At 66.5% G+C, this 17,271-nt stretch carries 17 protein-coding genes; 4 read left to right on the forward strand and 13 right to left on the reverse strand.

The window, feature by feature from the left end; translation table 11 throughout:
- Nucleotides 1–72 precede the first annotated feature (72 nt).
- The 7 genes from ASD37_RS21215 to ASD37_RS21240 all read right to left on the reverse strand — a co-directional run bounded on the left by ASD37_RS21215 (nt 73) and on the right by ASD37_RS21240 (nt 7,010).
- Entirely contained in the window at nt 73–1,389 is a 1,317-nt protein-coding gene (locus tag ASD37_RS21215) for a lipase family protein (RefSeq protein WP_082570364.1), read from the reverse strand.
- A 164-nt stretch (nt 1,390–1,553) separates the two neighbouring features.
- Nucleotides 1,554–3,020 carry an adenosylhomocysteinase gene (ahcY, locus tag ASD37_RS21220; RefSeq protein ID WP_056556059.1) on the reverse strand — a complete coding sequence of 489 codons (1,467 nt, stop codon included), beginning with the start codon at nt 3,018–3,020 and terminating at the stop codon, nt 1,554–1,556.
- A 117-nt stretch (nt 3,021–3,137) separates the two neighbouring features.
- Nucleotides 3,138–3,800, reverse strand: coding sequence for a TetR family transcriptional regulator (locus ASD37_RS21225; RefSeq protein ID WP_056556062.1), 663 nt, complete (start codon nt 3,798–3,800; stop codon nt 3,138–3,140).
- Between the two features lie 29 nt (nt 3,801–3,829).
- On the reverse strand, nt 3,830–4,009 hold the full coding sequence (locus tag ASD37_RS21230; protein ID WP_056556065.1) for a rubredoxin: 180 nt from the start codon (nt 4,007–4,009) through the stop codon (nt 3,830–3,832).
- The gene (locus ASD37_RS31115) at nt 4,006–4,179 is read right to left on the reverse strand and encodes a rubredoxin (RefSeq protein WP_082570315.1); all 174 of its coding nucleotides are present in this window, start codon (nt 4,177–4,179) and stop codon (nt 4,006–4,008) included. Before ASD37_RS31115 ends, ASD37_RS21230 begins: the two co-directional genes overlap by 4 nt.
- A complete protein-coding gene (locus ASD37_RS21235; protein WP_235568495.1) occupies nt 4,176–5,435 on the reverse strand; it encodes an alkane 1-monooxygenase in 1,260 nt (419 codons plus the stop codon). The genes ASD37_RS31115 and ASD37_RS21235 overlap by 4 nt, the downstream gene beginning before the upstream one ends.
- A gap of 102 nt (nt 5,436–5,537) precedes the next feature.
- Nucleotides 5,538–7,010 (reverse strand): APC family permease, encoded by a 1,473-nt coding sequence (locus ASD37_RS21240; RefSeq protein WP_056556071.1) that lies wholly within the window; start codon nt 7,008–7,010, stop codon nt 5,538–5,540.
- A gap of 57 nt (nt 7,011–7,067) precedes the next feature.
- Here ASD37_RS21240 and ASD37_RS21245 point away from each other — a divergent pair, with 57 nt between their 5' ends.
- Nucleotides 7,068–8,480 carry an NAD(P)/FAD-dependent oxidoreductase gene (locus ASD37_RS21245; protein WP_082570316.1) on the forward strand — a complete coding sequence of 471 codons (1,413 nt, stop codon included), beginning with the start codon at nt 7,068–7,070 and terminating at the stop codon, nt 8,478–8,480.
- Here ASD37_RS21245 and ASD37_RS21250 read toward each other — a convergent pair.
- The 5 genes from ASD37_RS21250 to ASD37_RS21270 form a co-directional block, all read right to left on the reverse strand.
- Entirely contained in the window at nt 8,437–9,357 is a 921-nt protein-coding gene (locus ASD37_RS21250) for a cation diffusion facilitator family transporter (protein WP_056556074.1), read from the reverse strand. The two genes, ASD37_RS21245 and ASD37_RS21250, sit on opposite strands and share 44 nt — an antisense overlap.
- A gap of 13 nt (nt 9,358–9,370) precedes the next feature.
- Complete coding sequence (gene manA, locus ASD37_RS21255) at nt 9,371–10,597, reverse strand: mannose-6-phosphate isomerase, class I (RefSeq protein WP_056556077.1); 1,227 nt, start codon at nt 10,595–10,597, stop codon at nt 9,371–9,373.
- Between the two features lie 3 nt (nt 10,598–10,600).
- On the reverse strand, nt 10,601–11,674 hold the full coding sequence (locus tag ASD37_RS21260) for a hypothetical protein (protein WP_056556080.1): 1,074 nt from the start codon (nt 11,672–11,674) through the stop codon (nt 10,601–10,603).
- On the reverse strand, nt 11,671–13,068 hold the full coding sequence (locus ASD37_RS21265) for a phosphomannomutase/phosphoglucomutase (protein ID WP_056556083.1): 1,398 nt from the start codon (nt 13,066–13,068) through the stop codon (nt 11,671–11,673). Before ASD37_RS21265 ends, ASD37_RS21260 begins: the two co-directional genes overlap by 4 nt.
- 115 nt (nt 13,069–13,183) lie before the next feature.
- Nucleotides 13,184–13,594, reverse strand: coding sequence for a DUF3499 domain-containing protein (locus tag ASD37_RS21270; protein WP_056557454.1), 411 nt, complete (start codon nt 13,592–13,594; stop codon nt 13,184–13,186).
- Nucleotides 13,595–13,726: 132 nt separating this feature from the next.
- Here ASD37_RS21270 and ASD37_RS21275 point away from each other — a divergent pair, with 132 nt between their 5' ends.
- Nucleotides 13,727–14,149, forward strand: a complete 423-nt coding sequence (locus tag ASD37_RS21275; protein ID WP_056557456.1) for a metallopeptidase family protein — start codon at nt 13,727–13,729, stop codon at nt 14,147–14,149.
- A gap of 22 nt (nt 14,150–14,171) precedes the next feature.
- On the opposite strand, the gene ASD37_RS21280 is transcribed toward ASD37_RS21275, so the two are convergent.
- Nucleotides 14,172–14,441, reverse strand: coding sequence for a WhiB family transcriptional regulator (locus ASD37_RS21280; RefSeq protein WP_200959973.1), 270 nt, complete (start codon nt 14,439–14,441; stop codon nt 14,172–14,174).
- 438 nt (nt 14,442–14,879) lie between these two features.
- Here ASD37_RS21280 and cofD point away from each other — a divergent pair, with 438 nt between their 5' ends.
- The gene (cofD, locus tag ASD37_RS21285; protein ID WP_056556088.1) at nt 14,880–15,893 is read left to right on the forward strand and encodes a 2-phospho-L-lactate transferase; all 1,014 of its coding nucleotides are present in this window, start codon (nt 14,880–14,882) and stop codon (nt 15,891–15,893) included.
- Nucleotides 15,890–17,248, forward strand: coding sequence for a coenzyme F420-0:L-glutamate ligase (locus ASD37_RS21290; RefSeq protein WP_056556092.1), 1,359 nt, complete (start codon nt 15,890–15,892; stop codon nt 17,246–17,248). The genes cofD and ASD37_RS21290 overlap by 4 nt, the downstream gene beginning before the upstream one ends.
- The last annotated feature ends 23 nt before the right edge of the window (nt 17,249–17,271 follow it).

Raw genomic sequence — 17,271 nt, forward strand, 5'->3', positions numbered from 1 at the left:
GCCCACCCGGTCCGATCCTAGACCGGGCCATCGCGGGCACCGGGCACGAATCACGTCAGGTGCGTGCCCCGGTCAGGACGTCCCGCAGTTCGGCGCGGTCGGCACCCCGTTGAACCGGTCGGCGATCCACTGCATCGCAGCCTCGCCGTCGACGAGCATCGGCAAGGCGTGGTTGATCACCATCTTGTTGAGGAACGGTGGCTGCTCGTTGGTGCGGAACTCGACGTCGGCGCCCTTGGCGCACCAATCCCGACCGAGCTGGTTGGCCGCGGTCCACGGCACCAGCGGGTCGAAGCGGTTGCTGTTGATCAACACTGGCGTCGTCGGCTTCAGATATCCGATGCGTTGCATGTCGAACAAGGACTTGAACGGCTCCTCGGCGACCAGCGCAGTGATGTCCTCGGTGAAGTACGGCTGCAGGTGCCGGAACATGAACTTGGAAACCGTCTCTGCGATGCACTGGTCCTGAACCTTCTGCAGCAGATCGGCGCCACGCGGCGTCATCTTCGACCGGATCGCGTCCCCGAATTCGGGATAGGTCGTGATCACCGAATTCAGTGCATAGCCGACAACCCCGACCAACGCGCTGCCGTCGGCGTAGGGGAACAGCTCCTTGAGGTCGGCGGGTGGCGCACCCGCGTAGGTTCCCACGATCGTGAGATCGGGAGCGTAGGTCGGCGCGAGTTCTGCGGCCGACGCCGCCGCTCCCCCACCCTGCGAATAGCCCCAAAATGCCGTCGGTCCATGGGGATCCAACGACGTGTCGGGCAAGCGCATCGCCGCCCGGCCCGCGTCGAGCATGGCATTGCCCTCCGCCACCCGGTTGACGTAGGTGTGCAGGCCGGGCGTGCCGAGTCCTTGGTAGTCGGTCATGACGATGGCGAAACCACGGGCCACCATCGTCGCGACGAACAGCTCTTCGTAGTTGAAGGAGAAGTCGAGGTACGGGGCGAAGTGAATGCCCTGGTTGAACTGCCGCGACGGCGCGCACTGGTCACCTTGGCCCTGCGTGCCGGGCCCGTAGACGATCAGCGGACGGGGCCCGCGCCCCGGCCAGTCGTTGAACGGTTCGAAGTACGTTCCGGTGACGGCCATGGGATTGCCGCGAGCGTCGATGCTGCGGTACATGATTCGCGTGCCGGTCGCCATGATGGCACCCAGTTGCCCGGAGGGTTCCAACACCAGCCTCGAGGGCTCGGTGCGGATCAGGTCGCCCGGTTGCCCGGGCGGCAACGGTTCGGGCGGAGTGTAGAACGCGGTGTACTCGTCTTCGTTGTACTTCGGATCACGCACGTCGTTGGTGGGGTCGGGGGCCGCATGCGTCGTCGGCATACCGACGAGAGATCCGACCAGCAGCGCGGTCAGCAGAAGCCCCAGGATCCGCACCATGACGCGGACCATACCATTTGGTACGTCTTCGTCCGGCGTTCACCCCGCTTCGCGAAAGTGCTTATGCCAACACTCATTAAGCGACGACGGCCGAAACAAACGAAAGCCCCCGACCCACCGAAGTGGGCCAGGGGCCTTCAGGAGCTACTTGAGAGCTACAAAACTCAGTAGCGGTAGTGCTCGGGCTTGTACGGGCCGTCGACGTCGACGCCGATGTACTCGGCCTGCTCCTTGGTCAGCTTGGTCAGCGATCCGCCGAGGGCTTCGACGTGGATCTTGGCGACCTTCTCGTCGAGGTGCTTGGCGAGGCGGTAGACCTCGTTGTCGTATTCGTCGTTCTTGGTCCACAGTTCGATCTGCGCGATGACCTGGTTGGAGAAGCTGTTGCTCATCACGAAGGACGGGTGTCCGGTCGCGTTGCCCAGGTTCAGCAGACGTCCCTCCGACAACACGATGATCGAGTGGCCGTCGGGGAAGATGAATTCGTCGACCTGGGGCTTGATGTTGATGCGACGGATGTCCTTGTCGCGCTCCAGGCGGGCCATCTCGATCTCGTCGTCGAAGTGACCGATGTTGCCCAGGATGGCCTGGTGCTTCATCGACCGCATGTGTTCGAGCGTGATGATGCCCTGGTTCCCCGTGGCGGTGATGACGATGTCGGCCCAGCCGATGGCCTCTTCGACGGTCTTGACCTCGAAGCCGTCCATCAGCGCCTGCAGGGCGTTGATCGGGTCGACCTCGGTGACCGCGACGCGTGCGCCCTGCGCCTTGAGCGCCTCGGCGCAGCCCTTGCCGACGTCGCCGTAGCCACACACCAGCGCGGCCTTGCCGCCGATGAGGACGTCGGTGCCACGGTTGATGCCGTCGATCAGCGAGTGACGGGTGCCGTACTTGTTGTCGAACTTGCTCTTGGTGACCGAGTCGTTGACGTTGATCGCCGGGAACGACAGCTCACCGGAGGCGGCGAACTGGTACAGCCGCAGCACACCGGTGGTGGTCTCCTCGGTGACGCCCTTGACCGACTCCGCGACCTTGGTCCACTTGGTCTTGTCGGCGTCGAGCGAACGACGCAGCAGGTTCAGGAACACCTTGTATTCGTCGGAGTGCTCCTCCTCCTCGGGCGGCACGACGCCGGCCTTCTCGAACTGCGCGCCGCGCAGCACCAGCATGGTGGCGTCGCCACCGTCGTCGAGGATCATGTTGGCGGGCTCACCCGGCCACGTCAGCATCTGGTCGGCGCACCACCAGTAGTCCTCGAGGCTCTCGCCCTTCCAGGCGAAGACGGGGACGCCCTTGGGCTCCTCGGGAGTACCGTGCGGGCCGACGACAGTCGCGGCGGCGGCATGGTCCTGGGTGGAGAAGATGTTGCACGACGCCCAGCGGACCTCGGCGCCGAGACTCACCAGGGTCTCGATCAGTACGGCCGTCTGAACGGTCATGTGCAGCGAGCCGGACACCCGTGCGCCCTTCAGCGGTGCCACGTCGGCGTATTCGCGACGCAGGGCCATCAGGCCGGGCATCTCGTGCTCGGCCAGCCGGATCTCCTTGCGGCCGAATTCGGCAAGCGAGAGATCGGCGACCTTGTAGTCGACGCCGTTGCGGACGTCGGCGGTCAGTTCTGGTGCAGTCATGTAGAGCCTCTACTTCGTTGGTTCTCGGGTCGTCAAATGCCGTGTGCGCACGCATGGCGCGCCGGCGACACCCGAAGCCTGCGGACTCGCGGGACAGGCGCTATGGCGCACTGCCGGCTAGGAGGTGTCTATGACACCGTATCGCTCGGCGAACGGTGTCATCAAACGGGCCAGGTCACGGGCAACGTCTCCCCCACCTTCGGAGGGCGGTACCCCCAGATCGGCGGGTCCCGGCGGCATCGAGACGTAGCTCATCGCGAGCCGGACGATGGCTCTGGCCAGCACTCCGGCGTCCTCCTCGCTGGCGCGGACCCAGCTGTGCATGAACGTCGACGTGAGTCGCTGCGAACATCTCGTGATGATCGGCGCGCTGTCGGTGGTGATGATCTGCAGCAGGTCGGGCTTGGCCGCGCCGGTCAGCAGCGAGATGACCAGCGGGTCGGACGCCGACTCCGCGAAGAAGGCGCGGAAGCCTTCGAGGAAGGCGGCGTAGACGTTGCCCACGTTCCCTTGGATGGCGTCGTCGACGGCGTCCMCCAGCCGGTCGGCCAACCGCAGGGCGTAGCCCTCGGCCAGGCCCTGGCGTGACCCGAATTCGTTGTAGATGGTTTGACGGCTGATACCGGCCGCCTTGGCGACGTCGGTCAGCGTGATGGACGACCAGTCCCTGACCAGGAGCATGTCCCGCATGCCGTCGAGGATCGAACCGCGGAGCAGAACTCGCGACGCCTCGGCGTACGGCACGCGCGCGGCCGTACGCCGGTCGGTCGGACTGTTCATACGCGCGAGACTATCGGTTCGAGGGGCGGTCAACCCCGTGCAACCTCGACCATCTCGAAGTCCGACTTCGCCGCGCCGCAGTCCGGGCAACTCCAGTCCTCGGGGATGTCGTCCCAACGGGTGCCCGGGGCGATGCCGTCCTCGGGCCACCCCTTCTCCTCGTCGTATTCGAAACCGCACTGCACGCAGACGAACAGCTTGTAATTCATGTCGTCACTCCCAGTTCTTCGAAGTCGATCTTCTCCCGAACCGCACAGTCCGGGCAGCACCAGTCGTCGGGCACGTCACTCCACGACGTCCCCGGCGGAAAGCCTTCGCGGGGAGCACCTTTCACTTCGTCGTAGACGTAATCGCAGCCGGGGCAACGGTAGGCGCTCATTGGGCGGTCCCATACTTGGCCATCACCTTGTCGCGCACCCGGGGATGGATGTTGACCCGACTGATGTCGCCGTCGTAGTGCGCCAGCACGCGGTGGTCCATCACCTTGCGCCACAGCGGCGGAAAGTAGGTCAGTCCGATCATCGAGGCGTAGCCGCTTGGCAGGTTCGGCGCGCCGTCCATGCTGCGCAGGGTCTGGTAGCGGCGGGTCGGGTTGGCGTGGTGGTCGCTGTGCCGCTGCAGGTGGTAGAGGAACAGGTTGGTCACCAAATGGTCTGAGTTCCAACTGTGTTCGGGCCCGCACCGTTCGTAGCGTCCGCTGGCGGGCCTACCTTCTCTTCGCGCAAGCGGCTCATCAACCTTCTGCCGGAGCAGCCCGTAGTGCTCGAGGTAGTTGACGGTCTCCAACAACGCGAAGCCGAACACAGCCGAGATCACGACGTAGGGAATGAGTGCGACGCCGAAGTACGCGATCAGCGCGCCGTAGAGCACCACCGACATCGCCCAGGCGTTCAGGACGTCGTTGGACGGGTGCCAGGGACTCTTGTCGAGTCGACGCAACCGCGCCGCCTCGAGCTTCCACGACGACGTCAGGCTTCCCCACACACTGCGCGGCAAGAACTCCCAGAACGTCTCGCCGAATCGGGCCGACGCGGGGTCCTCCGGTGTCGCGACGCGTACGTGGTGGCCTCGGTTGTGCTCGATGAAGAAGTGGCCGTAGCACGTCTGCGCCAGGGTGATCTTGCTCAGCCAGCGTTCGAGAGTGTCCTTCTTGTGCCCCAATTCGTGCGCGGTGTTGATGCCGACGCCGCCCATCATTCCGACTGACAGCGCCAGCCCGATCTTGGCCGGCCATCCCAACGATCCGTCGATGCCGAGCCATCCGAGGTCGGACGCCGTGAACAGATAGGCCCCGAGGACCACGGTCAGGTACTGGAAGGGGATGAAGCTGTAGGTGCAGTAGCGGTAGTACTTGTCGTTCTCCAACCGCTCCATCACCGCGTCCGGAGGGTTCTCTCCGTCGGGGCCGTAGCGCCGATCCAGCAGGGGCAGGACGACGTAGACCAGGATCGGGCCGATCCAGAAGGGCACCTGCGCGGCGGCGTGCCAGCCAAGGTGGTTGAGCGCCCACACCACCGGCAGCATCACCAACACCGCGGTCGGCACGATCAGCCCCATCAGCCACAGATACCGCTTCTTGTCCCGCCATCGATCGACCGGAACCGTGCCGTCCGCGGATTCCACGTGTGTCGTCACCGCTTCACCTCCATGTGAGTGCCATCACCAGCTGCGGTTGACTATAACCGCCTATTTGTCTGGCGTCTAGACATGAAGGCATTGTTTGTAAAGACGCGGGGGCTACACCTCAGCGGCTTCGCGTTGACCGAGAACCGACTTGCGGCGGCCGTAGAGCAGGTACACCGCCACACCGACGACCATCCAGATGCCGAAGCGGATCCACGTCAACCCCGTGAGGTTCAACATCAGCCACACGCACGCCACGATCGACACGATCGGCAACAGGGGCACCAGCGGCGCCCGGAAGCCGCGCTCGAGGTCCGGTCTCTTCTTGCGCAGCACGATCACCCCTGCCGACACCAGCACGAACGCAAAGAGCGTTCCGACGTTGACCATCTCCTCCAGACGGTCGATCGGGAACACCGAAGCAGCGAGCGCGACGACGACCCCGACGAGCACCGTGATGCGCACCGGCGTTCCCCGAGAACCGGTCTTGGCGAGTTGCCGCGGCAGCAGCCCGTCGCGCGACATCGCGAACAGCACCCTGATCTGGCCGAGCAGCAGCACCATCACCACCGTGGTCAAGCCGGCCAAGGCGCCGATCGAAATCACGGTGGCCGCCCAGTCGACGCCGTTGGCGGAGAAGGCGGACGCCAGGTTGGCCTGCCCGTCGGGGCCCGTCTTGAGGTCGGTGTAGGACACCATTCCCGACAGCACCACCGTCACCGCGACGTACAGCGTCGTCACGATCCCCAACGAATAGAGGATGCCGCGCGGCACGTCGCGCTGCGGATTCTTGGTCTCCTCCGCCGTGGTGGCCACGATGTCGAAACCGATGAAAGCGAAGAACACGATCGAGGCGCCCGCCAGCAAGCCGTACCAGCCGTAGGTGCTGCCCTCGGCGCCGGTGATCAGCGAGAACACCGACTGGTCGATCCCAGACCCGGTCTCCCCGCCGGACTCGGCGGGCGGCACGTACGGCGAGTAGTTGGCCGCCTTGACGTAGAACGCACCGACGACGATGACCAACAGCACGACGGCCACCTTCACCGCGGTGATGACGGCGCTGACGTTGGACGACAGCTTCGTTCCCCGCGCCAACAACAGGCAGATCACGCCGATGATCAGCAGGGCGCCCCAGTCCAACGTGACGGGACCGAGGTCGACGGTGCCGCCGGAGAAACCGAACACGGTGCCCAGATACGACGACCACCCCTTGGCCACCACGGCCCCCGCCACTGCGAACTCCAGAATCAGGTCCCATCCGATGATCCACGCCGTGAACTCGCCAAAGGTGGCGTAGGAGAAGGTGTATGCGCTTCCCGCCACGGGAACCGTCGAGGCGAACTCGGCGTAGCACAGCGCCGCCAGACCGCAGGTGACGGCGGCGATGACGAACGACACCGAGATGGCCGGGCCGGTCAGGTCGCCCGCCGTGGACGCGGTGATGGTGAAGATGCCCGCGCCGATGACGACCGAGACGCCGAAGACGGTCAGATCACGCCAGGTCAAGTCCTTTCGAAGACGCGTGTCCGGCTCGTCGGTGTCGGCGATCGACTGCTCGACCGATTTGATACGCCACCGATCCGTCATATTTATTCATCCTTTTCAGTTGGTGTGACCGGGAACATACCCACTACCGTCCAACGAATGGGCAATCACGCAATAGTCATCGGCGGAAGTCTCGCCGGGCTCTGCGCGGCCAGGGTGCTGTCGGACTTCTACGACCGCGTCACGATCTACGAACGCGACGCACTTCCCGGCCAGCCCGACAACCGCACCGCAGTGCCGCAGGGTCGACACGTGCATCTGCTGATGGCCCGCGGAGCGGCGGAATTCGAAGGACTGTTTCCCGGTCTGCTCGACGACATGGTGGCCGCGGGCGTCCCGAAACTGGAGAACCGGCCAGACTGCATTCACTTCGGCGCCGCCGGGCACGTGCTGGGCACCAACACCACGCTCAAGCGGGAATTCACCGCCTACGTGCCGAGCCGACCCCACTTGGAATGGCAGATCCGCCAACGCGCGCTGGCCATCCCGAACGTCGACCTGGTGCACGCCAGCGTCGCCGAGTTGCGATACGACGCCAACGAACGACGCGTCAAGGGCGTCCTCCTCGACGCGGGCGACCCAGCCAGCGCGGTCGCCGCCGACCTGGTGGTCGACGCCACCGGCCGTGGCACCCGGTTGCCGGCTTGGCTGGAACAGTGGGGCTTCGGACGGCCGACGGAGGACAAGGTCGACGTCGGCATCGACTATGCGACGCATAGGGTCCGCATCCCCGCCGACGCCATCGTGGAGAAGGTGGTGGTCGCCGGCGCATCCCGCGAGCAACCCGTCGGCCTCGGCATGCTGCTGTACGAGGACGGACTGTGGAGTGCGACGTCGTTCGGCACCGGAAGGGTGCCTCCGCCGCAGAGCTTCGCCGAGATTTGCGACGTGGCCGACGCTCTGCTGCCGCCCCACCTCAGCGGGGCGCTCCGCGCGGGGGAACCCGTGGGCGCCATGGCCTTTCACAAGTATCCCGCAAGTAAGTGGCGCCGCTACGACCAGATGGACCGCTTCCCCACCGGGGTCATCCCCTTCGGCGATGCCGTGGTCAGTTTCAACCCGACCTACGGCCAGGGCATGACGATGACGTCGATTCAGGCGGCCAACCTGCGGTCGGTGTTGCAGTCCGGGACGACCGACATCGCTGGTGAGCTGTCGCGTGCGACGAAGAAGACCACTTGGCCGGTGTGGACGATGAACGCCATCGGCGACGTCACGATGCACAACGCCACCGCCGACGACGCGCCGTGGTGGTACATGACGGTCGGCAATCTCTTCGAACAGTTCCTCGGCGCGGCGGAGACGGACGCCGACCTTGCCGAGTGGTTCCTACGACGGTTCAGCCTGCTTGACAGTCTGTACATGGTGCCGGATGCCACGACGCTGGGCCGGACGGTGCGGCACAACATGGGCTTGCTGCTGTCCGAGAAGTACGGCCGGGCCAAGACATACGTCCGGACCAAGCGGGCTAATTCCTCAGTGCGCGATCGAGATCCGGCTCCAAGTAGATGACCGTTGCCGCGGGTACCGCGGCGCGGATCGCCGCCTCGGCGGCGTCGATGGTCGCGGCCACGGTGGCCAGGTCGGTCTTCGGAGCGAGCGAGATCTTCGCACCGACCAGCATGTCGTCCGGACCCATGTACTGCGTCCGCAAATGAATCACGCGGTCGACGTGGGCGGTCTGCTCCAGCGCGGATCTGATCGCCTCGTCCTCCCGAGGCGTGGCGCCCTCACCGATGAGAGCGCTGTGCATCTCGACCATCAGGATGACGGCGATCACCGCCAGCAGCCCACCGATGCAGAGCGTGCCGACGCCGTCCCAGACCGGGTTGCCGGTGAGGACCGTCAGACCGACGCCGGCCAGGGCGAACGCGAGACCGATGAGCGCGCCGGTGTCCTCCAAGAGCACGACGGGCAACTCGGGGTTGCGCGAGCTCCGGATGAAACGCCACCAACTGCCGGTCCCCTTGAGCGGCCGCGACTCCACCATCGCCGTCCGAAAGCTGTAGGACTCCAAGCAGATTGCAACGCCCAGAATGGCTATGGCCACCACCGGTGACGTCAGCTCGTGGGGGTCGACGATCTTCTCGTATCCCTCGTACATGGCGAAGGCGGCACCGAGGGAGAACAACACCAGCGCCACCACGAACGAGTAGAAGTAGCGGCTTCGGCCGTACCCGAACTGGTGCAACGCGTCGGGCTTCTTGGCCGCCTCCCGCTGTCCCCACAGCAACAGACCTTGGTTGGACGTGTCGGCGACGGAGTGCACGGCCTCCGCAAGCATTGACGAGCTGCCCGTGATCACGAACCCGATGAACTTGGCCGCCGCGATGCCCGCGTTGGCGAGCAGTGCGGCGACGATCGCGCGCTTACTTCCCGATGCCGACATCGTCGAACTCTTCTCAGATGCCCACGGTGGCACGGAACAACGCCGACGGCTGGTCGGCCACCAGACGGATGGGTCCGTCGTCGGCGGCCACCCAAGCGGCGGCGCCACGGTCGAGGGTCAGCACACTCGACTTCCCGTGCACCTGCACCGAGCCCTCGGTGCACAACAACACTTGAGGGCCGTCGTGACGCGAGGGTGCGTCGATCTCGTGGCCGAGGTCGGCGCCGTCGAGGCGCAGCAACGAGACCGCGAACTCGGGTGCCGGCGTGTCGTAGACGATCTCGATTCCCTCGCGCGTGGACCGCGGCCGCAGCAGGGATTCGTCGGTCGGGGTGAAGTCGAGGACGCGAAGCAACTCGGGCACGTCGACGTGCTTGGGAGTCAAACCACCGCGCAGCACATTGTCGGAGTTCGCCATCACTTCGAAGCCGACGCCGTGCAGGTAGGCGTGAAGATTGCCGGCGGGCAAGTAAATGCCCTCCCCCGCCGCGAGGCTGATCCGGTTGAGCAGCAGGGCGGCCAACACGCCGGCGTCGCCAGGGTACAGCTCACCCAGCTGCAGTGCGGTCTTCGCCTCATTGGCGAATTCCGTTGCGCCCGAACGTAGATAGGTGACGGCGCCGTCCAACACCAGCGGCACCAGCACGTCGAGGTCGGCCTGCGGTGCGGTGATCCAGGTCGTGAACAGTGCGCGCAAACCGTCGGCGTCGGCCTGCCCGGAGAGCAGGTTGACGAAGGGGTCGAGGTCCGCCACCGTCAGCGCGCGCAGCAGCTCGATGCTGCGTGCGACCGGACGGAATCCCGCCAGCGCCTCGAAGGGACCGAGGGCGACCAGCAGCTCGGGCTTGTGGCTCCGGTCGCGGTAGTTCCTGATGGGTGCCGAGATCGGGATGTGGAGGCGATCCTCGCGGGCGAAGCCCTCCATTGCCTGCTCGGCACTGGGGTGCGCCTGCAGTGACAGAGGCTCCTCGGCTGCGAGCACCTTGGCGAGGAACGGCAGCGCGTCGCCGAACCTCTCTCGGGTGGCGGCTCCCAATTGGCCCTCGGGATCAGCGGTGATGGTGTCGAGCAGCGACCGCTCGCCGCCGTCGCCTTCGAGCCGGGCGGGGTCGCCGGGGTGGGCACCCAACCAGAGTTCGGCCTCGGGATGCGGTGTGGGGCTGCGCCTTCCGGTGAATTCGGCGATGGCAGTGTGGGAGCCCCATGCGTAGGTGCGCAGCGCACCGCGTAACACGTCCACTGGCTAACCTCGGACCAATCGCAGGTACACCGCGGCCATCTCGAAGCGCACGGCCAAGATCACGAGTTGCTGCTCACGGCGTCCACTCGGACGGGACACCACGTCCTCACCGACGTCGTCGGCGCTGACCACGTCGACGTCGTCATAACCACTGAGTGCCGCAACCATCGCAGGTCGTTCTTCGTCGGTGGCGAACACCATGGCTCGCACCCGCTTGGCCTGCGGACCGTCGATCTCGTCGTCGTGGAAGATCGACGACTCGTAGTTGGTTGAGCCGCTCGACAATCCACGGCGCAGCGCAGTCATGACGTCGGCAAGGCCGACCGCGGCCGCTGGCCGTTGGGCGACGCGAAGCAAGATCGACGCGGCATGCCTGGCGAGCGCCACGCTCGCCGCGTTGCCACCGGCCAGGACGACGTCGCGGTCCGACATCCGCTCAGCCAGGGACTTGGCCGGGTTGGTGAACAGGTCGCGGCCGGCGCTGTTGCGCAGGGTCTCGGCGTCCAGCGCGTCGGCCACCTCGGCGAGGTCGACGCTCATCCCCGGAAGCACGACGTGCAGGACGGCCAGGCCGACGGCGAGATAGCGGACCAGCGCGAACTCGTCGGACACCAGAAGCCGTGGCGCCAACACCACCGCCTTGCCCGCCGCCACCTCGCGGAGCGGACCTTCGTCGGGTGCGGCCACGACAACTCTTGCGCCACGACGGATTCCGCTGGCGGCCGTGGCCACCAGCACCGGATCGGCGGCGTCGTCACCGGCGACGATCATGACGTCGAGCGCACCGATCCACGGTGGCACCTCGGACGCCACCACGATCGGCGCCCCGGTCGATCCACCGAATGCGGCGGCGAGCATCGCGCCAGCACCCTCGGCGGCGCCCCGGGTGGCCACCCAGATCACGGTGCGCGGTGGGTGATCCCCGTGGAGCGACGCCAGGGCGCCCTCCTCGAGTGCGGCGGCGGTGGCCCGCATCTGTGCACCCGCCATCGACGCCGCACGCAGCAAACCCTCTCGGTCAGCCGCCAGCAGGCCCTCGACGTCGTCGAGGTCGATGGTCGCGTGCGGAGCGCTCACCTCGTGGTCCCGCCTTCGGTTGTCTGGGCGGCGATTTGGGCGCCGATGTCGTCGACGAGCGCCGCGACGTCTTCGGAAGTCCGCGCCTCCACGTTGAGCCGTAGCAACGGCTCGGTGTTGGAGGTGCGCAGGTTGAACCAGGTGCCGTCGCCGAGGTCGACCGTGACGCCGTCGAGGTGGTCGAGTGCCTGAATGCGGCTGCCGAAGGACTTGAGCACCGCGTCGACGCACGCCGGGGCGTCGGCCACGGTGAAGTTGACCTCGCCCGACTCCTCGTACCGCTGGTAGTCGGCCATCATCTCCGACAGTGGCCGGTCCTGCTCACCGAGCGCGGCGAGCACGTGGAGCGCGGCGAGCATTCCGGAGTCGGCACCCCAGAAGTCGCGAAAGTAGTAGTGCGCCGAATGTTCGCCGCCGAAGATCGCACCCGATTCGGCCATCAACGCCTTGATGTAGGAGTGCCCGACCCGTGAGCGCAGGGCGGTGCCGCCTCGCTCCACGATGAGTTCGGGCACGGCCCGCGACGTAATCAGATTGTGGATGACGGTGGCGCCGATCTCACGCCCGAGTTCGCGGCCTGCCACCAGCGCGGTGACCGCCGACGGCGACACCGGACGGCCGCGTTCGTCGACGACGAAACAGCGGTCGGCGTCGCCGTCGAAGGCGAGCCCGATGTCGGCTTTGGAGTCGACGACGTGGCGCTGCAGGTCGACGAGGTTGGCCGGGTCGAGCGGGTTGGCCTCGTGATTGGGAAACGTGCCGTCGAGTTCGAAGAACAACGGCAACAGCGTGATAGGCGTCAGCGGCCCCAGCACGGCAGGCGTGGTGTGGCCACCCATGCCGTTGCCCGCATCGACGGCAACCCGCAGCGGTCGCAGCGCGGAGATGTCCACCAGAGATCTCAGGAAGTCCCCGTAGTCGGCGAGCACGTCGCGGTCGTCGACGGTTCCTGGTGCGCCGTCGAAGGTGGGCACGCCGGCGATGACCTCGTCGCTGATCGTGGTCAGTCCGCTGTCCTTGCCGACGGGTTTGGCGCCGGCTCGACACAGTTTGATCCCGTTGTACGCCGCCGGATTGTGGCTCGCGGTGAACATCGCGCCTGGGCAGTCGAGAAGACCCGACGCGAAGTACAGCTGGTCGGTCGACGCCAATCCGATTCTGGTGACGTCCAGACCCTGCGCCACGACGCCGTCGGCGAACGCCGCCGCCAGAGACGGGGAGCTGTCGCGCATGTCGTAACCGATCGTGACCCGGACTGCGCCCTCGTCGCGGACCAGCCTGGCGAACGCTCCGCCGACCTCGGTAACGAACTGTTCGTCGATCTCTTCGCCGACCAGTCCACGGACGTCATACGCCTTGATGACGCGGTTGACAGCCGCAGCAGGCCTCGACATTGATCTCCTCGCACAGGGAACACTTGGCACAAGCCTATCGGCTGAGCTTCCGTCCCGCCGACGGTCATCGGCGCTCGCGCACATCATTCGGAGGCGAGCGTCACGACGGACTCGTTCAGTCCAGGGGGTCCGGCAAGACGCGCAGGTGGCCACGCCGACGGCCGTTCTGTTCGGCGCGTTGCACCGGGGGCGCCATCAGCGCGCCTCCGCGCACACCGGTCCCCGGGTCGGAGAACCCGGCGGGTGCGGACGACACCGCGGGGAGCCCTTCCCGCACTGCGTCGGCGAGCGCCACCAGGTCGTCGTCGTCGGAGTGCGACGGCAGCGGACCCGCGTGTCTGACCAACTCCCAACCGCGCGGCGCGGTGATCCGTCCGGCATGGATCACGCACAAATCCCAGGAATGGGGTTCGGAGGCGGTGGCGAGCGGTCCTACGACGGCAGTCGAGTCCCTGTAGACGAAGGTCAGCGTCGCCACGGCGTAGTGCGGGCACCCGGGCCTGCAGCAGCGACGGGGAACGTTCACGGACACGAGGCTATCGCGCGGTGACGCCTCGGGTAGGCGACACGCGCAGTTCGCAACGCGTCGATCTCCAACCGTTACGATCGCCGCATGGTCGACCGGCAGCCCGCACGTGCCCATCGCGGACGCCGAGAGATGCGCGGTCCACTACTTCCTCCCACGGTGCCCGGGTGGCGCAGCCGAGCCGAACGATTCGACATGGCCGTGCTCGAGGCCTACGAACCGATCGAACGGCAATGGCAGGACAGGCTGTCCGGGCTCGACGTCGCAGTCGACGAGATTCCGCGACTCTCACCCAAGGACCCCGACAACATCCAGTGGCCGCCCGAGGTGATCGCCGACGGACCGATCGCCCTCGCGCGGCTGATACCGGCCGGGGTGGACGTGCGAGGAAACAGCACTCGCGCACGAATCGTGTTGTTCCGCAAGCCCATTGAACGACGAGCCAAGGACACCCTCGACTTGTCTGACCTGCTCCATGACGTCCTGGTGGCCCAAGTGGCCACATATCTCGGCGTGGAACCTTCCGTCATCGACCCGACGATCGAAGACGACTGACCCACCAGGCGTCAGAGCTGAATCAGATGATGCCGCGCTTGAGGCGCCGACGCTCACGCTCCGACAGACCGCCCCAGATTCCGAAGCGCTCGTCGTGGGCCAGGGCGTAGTCGAGGCACCGGTCCTTCACCTCGCAGCCGAGGCAGATCCGCTTCGCCTCGCGCGTCGAGCCACCCTTCTCGGGGAAGAATGCCTCGGGGTCAGTCTGCGCACACAGCGCGCGTTCCTGCCATTGCTCGTCGTCGAGTTCCTGATCGCCGAAGACGCCTGCCTGATCGGGCACGACACTCAACTGCGGACGGCCGGTCACCCCACCCTGCGCCGGCCCGGTATTGGTATGCGGTTCGTTGCCTACTGAGCCGAGCATCCGATTGTCGAATCGGATGACACGATCGAAATCAACGTGCTCATAAGACATCTTCCGCCTCCTCACCTGTCTTAGAAATTCCCTGCTTCATCCCCACCACGCACCCTAGTGGCCCCAGTAATTCGAACAAGTGATCGAATCTCGGTCTGCGACACTGGAACCGGAAGCCAACCGGGAAATGACACTGATGTGATTAGACACGCGTTAGCTGCGAGGGTCAAGCGCAGGGGGCAGATTTCATACCATCCCGTGATCAAATGTCGGCGCGTCGGATACCTGGCGTGTCGCGAAAGTGACCAAGTCGGCGCCTAAATGAAAGTCCGGTGGACCACGTCCGCTCCGAAGCGCCTAGTGTCGATCGATGTGAAAGTCACTGTTCTGGTGGGCGGCGTCGGCGGCGCGCGCTTTCTGCTCGGCGTCCAGCAGTACCTAGGTCTCGGCCAATTCGCCGGTACCGCAACGGGGCCCTCCGGTGAGCATGATCTCACCGCGATCGTCAACGTGGGCGACGACGCATGGATGCACGGTGTGCGCATTTGCCCCGACCTCGACACCTGCATGTACACGTTAGGTGGAGGTATAGACCCCGAGCGGGGATGGGGCCACGCCAACGAAACTTGGCACGCCAAGGAGGAACTCGCCGCCTACGGCGTACAGCCCGACTGGTTCGGACTCGGCGACCGCGACCTCGCCACCCACCTGGTCCGCAGCCAGATGCTCAGAGCCGGTTACCCGCTGTCGCAAGTCACCGAGGCGCTGTGCGCGCGGTGGAAGCCGGGAGCCCTGCTGATTCCGGCCACCGACGACCGCAGCGAAACCCATGTCGTCGTCACCGATCCCGAGCCTGAAGCCGAGGAAGGCTCTCGGCGCGCCATCCACTTCCAAGAGTGGTGGGTCCGCTACCGCGCCCAAATCCCCACCCACGACTTCGCATTCGTCGGCGCCGACAAGGCAACGGCGGCACCCGGCGTCCTGGAGGCCATCGCCGAGGCAGACGTCGTGTTCCTCGCCCCGTCGAATCCGGTCGTCAGTGTCGGCGCAATTCTCGCGGTCCCGGGAATCCGTGGCGCACTTCGGTCGACCGCCGCACCGGTGATCGGCTACTCCCCCATCGTGGCGGGCCGAGCATTGCGCGGTATGGCCGACGAGTGCCTCACCGTCATAGGTGTCGAGACCTCGTCGCAGGCCGTCGGCGCACACTTCGGAGCGCGATCCGGAACGGGCCTCCTCGACGGTTGGCTCGTCGACGACGGTGACACCGCAGTCGTCGACGGCGTCGCCGTCCGCTCCGTCCCGCTGCTGATGACCGACCCGAGGGCAACCGCCGAAATGGTGCGCCACGGAATCGAACTCGCGGGTCTCGAGACGGTCTCGTGACGGACTCGAATCGAACCACCGAGCACGGGGCAGCCGCCGCCGTCGAGATCCTGCCCGTGCCCGGCCTCCCCGAGTTCCGGCCCGGTGACGACGTGGCCGCCGCGATCGCCGCGGCCGCCCCGTGGCTACGCGACGACGACGTCGTCGTGGTCACCAGCAAGGTGCTCTCCAAGAGCGAAGGACGCATCGTCTCGGCACCGACGGATCCCGAGGAACGAGACGCCCTGCGCCGCAGGCTCGTCGACTCCGAAGCCGTCCGGGTGCTGGCCCGCAAGGGACGAACGCTGATCACCGAAAACGCGATCGGACTCATCCAGGCCGCAGCCGGGGTCGACGGATCCAACATCGACACCGCCGAATTGGCACTGCTGCCAGTCGATCCCGACGGAAGCGCCGCACGACTCCGAGATCGACTCGCCACGATGCTCGGCGTCACCGTCGGCGTCGTCGTCACCGACACGATGGGGCGTGCCTGGCGCAACGGCCAGACCGACGCAGCCATCGGAGCCGCGGGCCTGGCCGTGCTGCACGGGTACGGCGGCGCACACGACGACCACGGCAACGAACTAGTGGTCACCGAGGTCGCGGTCGCCGACGAGATCGCCGCGGCAGCGGATCTGGTGAAGGGCAAGCTGACCGGCATCCCGGTGGCGGTCGTGCGCGGGCTGACGCTGCGCGACGACGGCTCCAACGGCCACACCCTCGTCCGAGCCGGCGAAGAGGACCTGTTCTGGCTCGGCACGGAAGAAGCGATCGCGATGGGACGGCGGCAAGCACAGCTGCTCCGCCGATCCGTTCGCTCCTTCACCGCCGAGCCCGTCGACCCGGCAGTGGTCGAAGCGGCTGTGGCCGAGGCACTTACCGCGCCGGCCCCCCATCACACCCGCCCCGTCCGCTTCGTGTGGGTCCGCGACCCCGAGGTGCGCCAACGCCTGCTGGATGCGATGTCCGACCGGTGGCGCGCCGATCTCCTCGGCGACGGCCGATCCCCCGACTCCGTCGAGCGACGCGTCAGCCGCGGCCAGATCCTCTACGACGCACCGGAGCTGGTGATCCCGTTCATGGTGCCCGACGGGGCCCACGCCTACCCAGACGCCACCAGGACGGCCGCCGAGACCACGATGTTCACCGTCGCCGCCGGCGCGGCCGTACAGGCGCTCCTGGTCGCGCTCGCCGTCCGTGACGTAGGAAGTTGCTGGATCGGGTCGACGATCTTCGCCGCGGAGTTGGCGCGCGACGTGCTGGACCTGCCCTCGGACTGGCAACCGTTGGGCGCCATCGCAATCGGCCACCCCGAGGAGCCCCCTGCCCCGCGCGATCCCGTGCCGACCGACGGCCTGCTGACCCTCCGATGAGCGCTTGCGCGAAGAGCAGGCGG

The sequence above is a fragment of the Mycobacterium sp. Root135 genome (assembly GCF_001426545.1).
Classification (GTDB): Bacteria; Actinomycetota; Actinomycetes; order Mycobacteriales; family Mycobacteriaceae; genus Mycobacterium.

Coding starts and splice junctions, on each gene's coding strand:
- ASD37_RS21215 (WP_082570364.1), bottom strand. CDS start 1,389: ATGGTGCGGATCCTGGGGCTTCTGCTGACCGCGCTGCTGGTCGGATCT.
- ahcY (WP_056556059.1), bottom strand. CDS start 3,020: ATGACTGCACCAGAACTGACCGCCGACGTCCGCAACGGCGTCGACTAC.
- ASD37_RS21230 (WP_056556065.1), bottom strand. CDS start 4,009: ATGAATTACAAGCTGTTCGTCTGCGTGCAGTGCGGTTTCGAATACGAC.
- ASD37_RS31115 (WP_082570315.1), bottom strand. CDS start 4,179: ATGAGCGCCTACCGTTGCCCCGGCTGCGATTACGTCTACGACGAAGTG.
- ASD37_RS21240 (WP_056556071.1), bottom strand. CDS start 7,010: ATGACGGATCGGTGGCGTATCAAATCGGTCGAGCAGTCGATCGCCGAC.
- ASD37_RS21245 (WP_082570316.1), top strand. CDS start 7,068: ATGGGCAATCACGCAATAGTCATCGGCGGAAGTCTCGCCGGGCTCTGC.
- ASD37_RS21250 (WP_056556074.1), bottom strand. CDS start 9,357: ATGTCGGCATCGGGAAGTAAGCGCGCGATCGTCGCCGCACTGCTCGCC.
- ASD37_RS21265 (WP_056556083.1), bottom strand. CDS start 13,068: ATGTCGAGGCCTGCTGCGGCTGTCAACCGCGTCATCAAGGCGTATGAC.
- ASD37_RS21275 (WP_056557456.1), top strand. CDS start 13,727: ATGCGCGGTCCACTACTTCCTCCCACGGTGCCCGGGTGGCGCAGCCGA.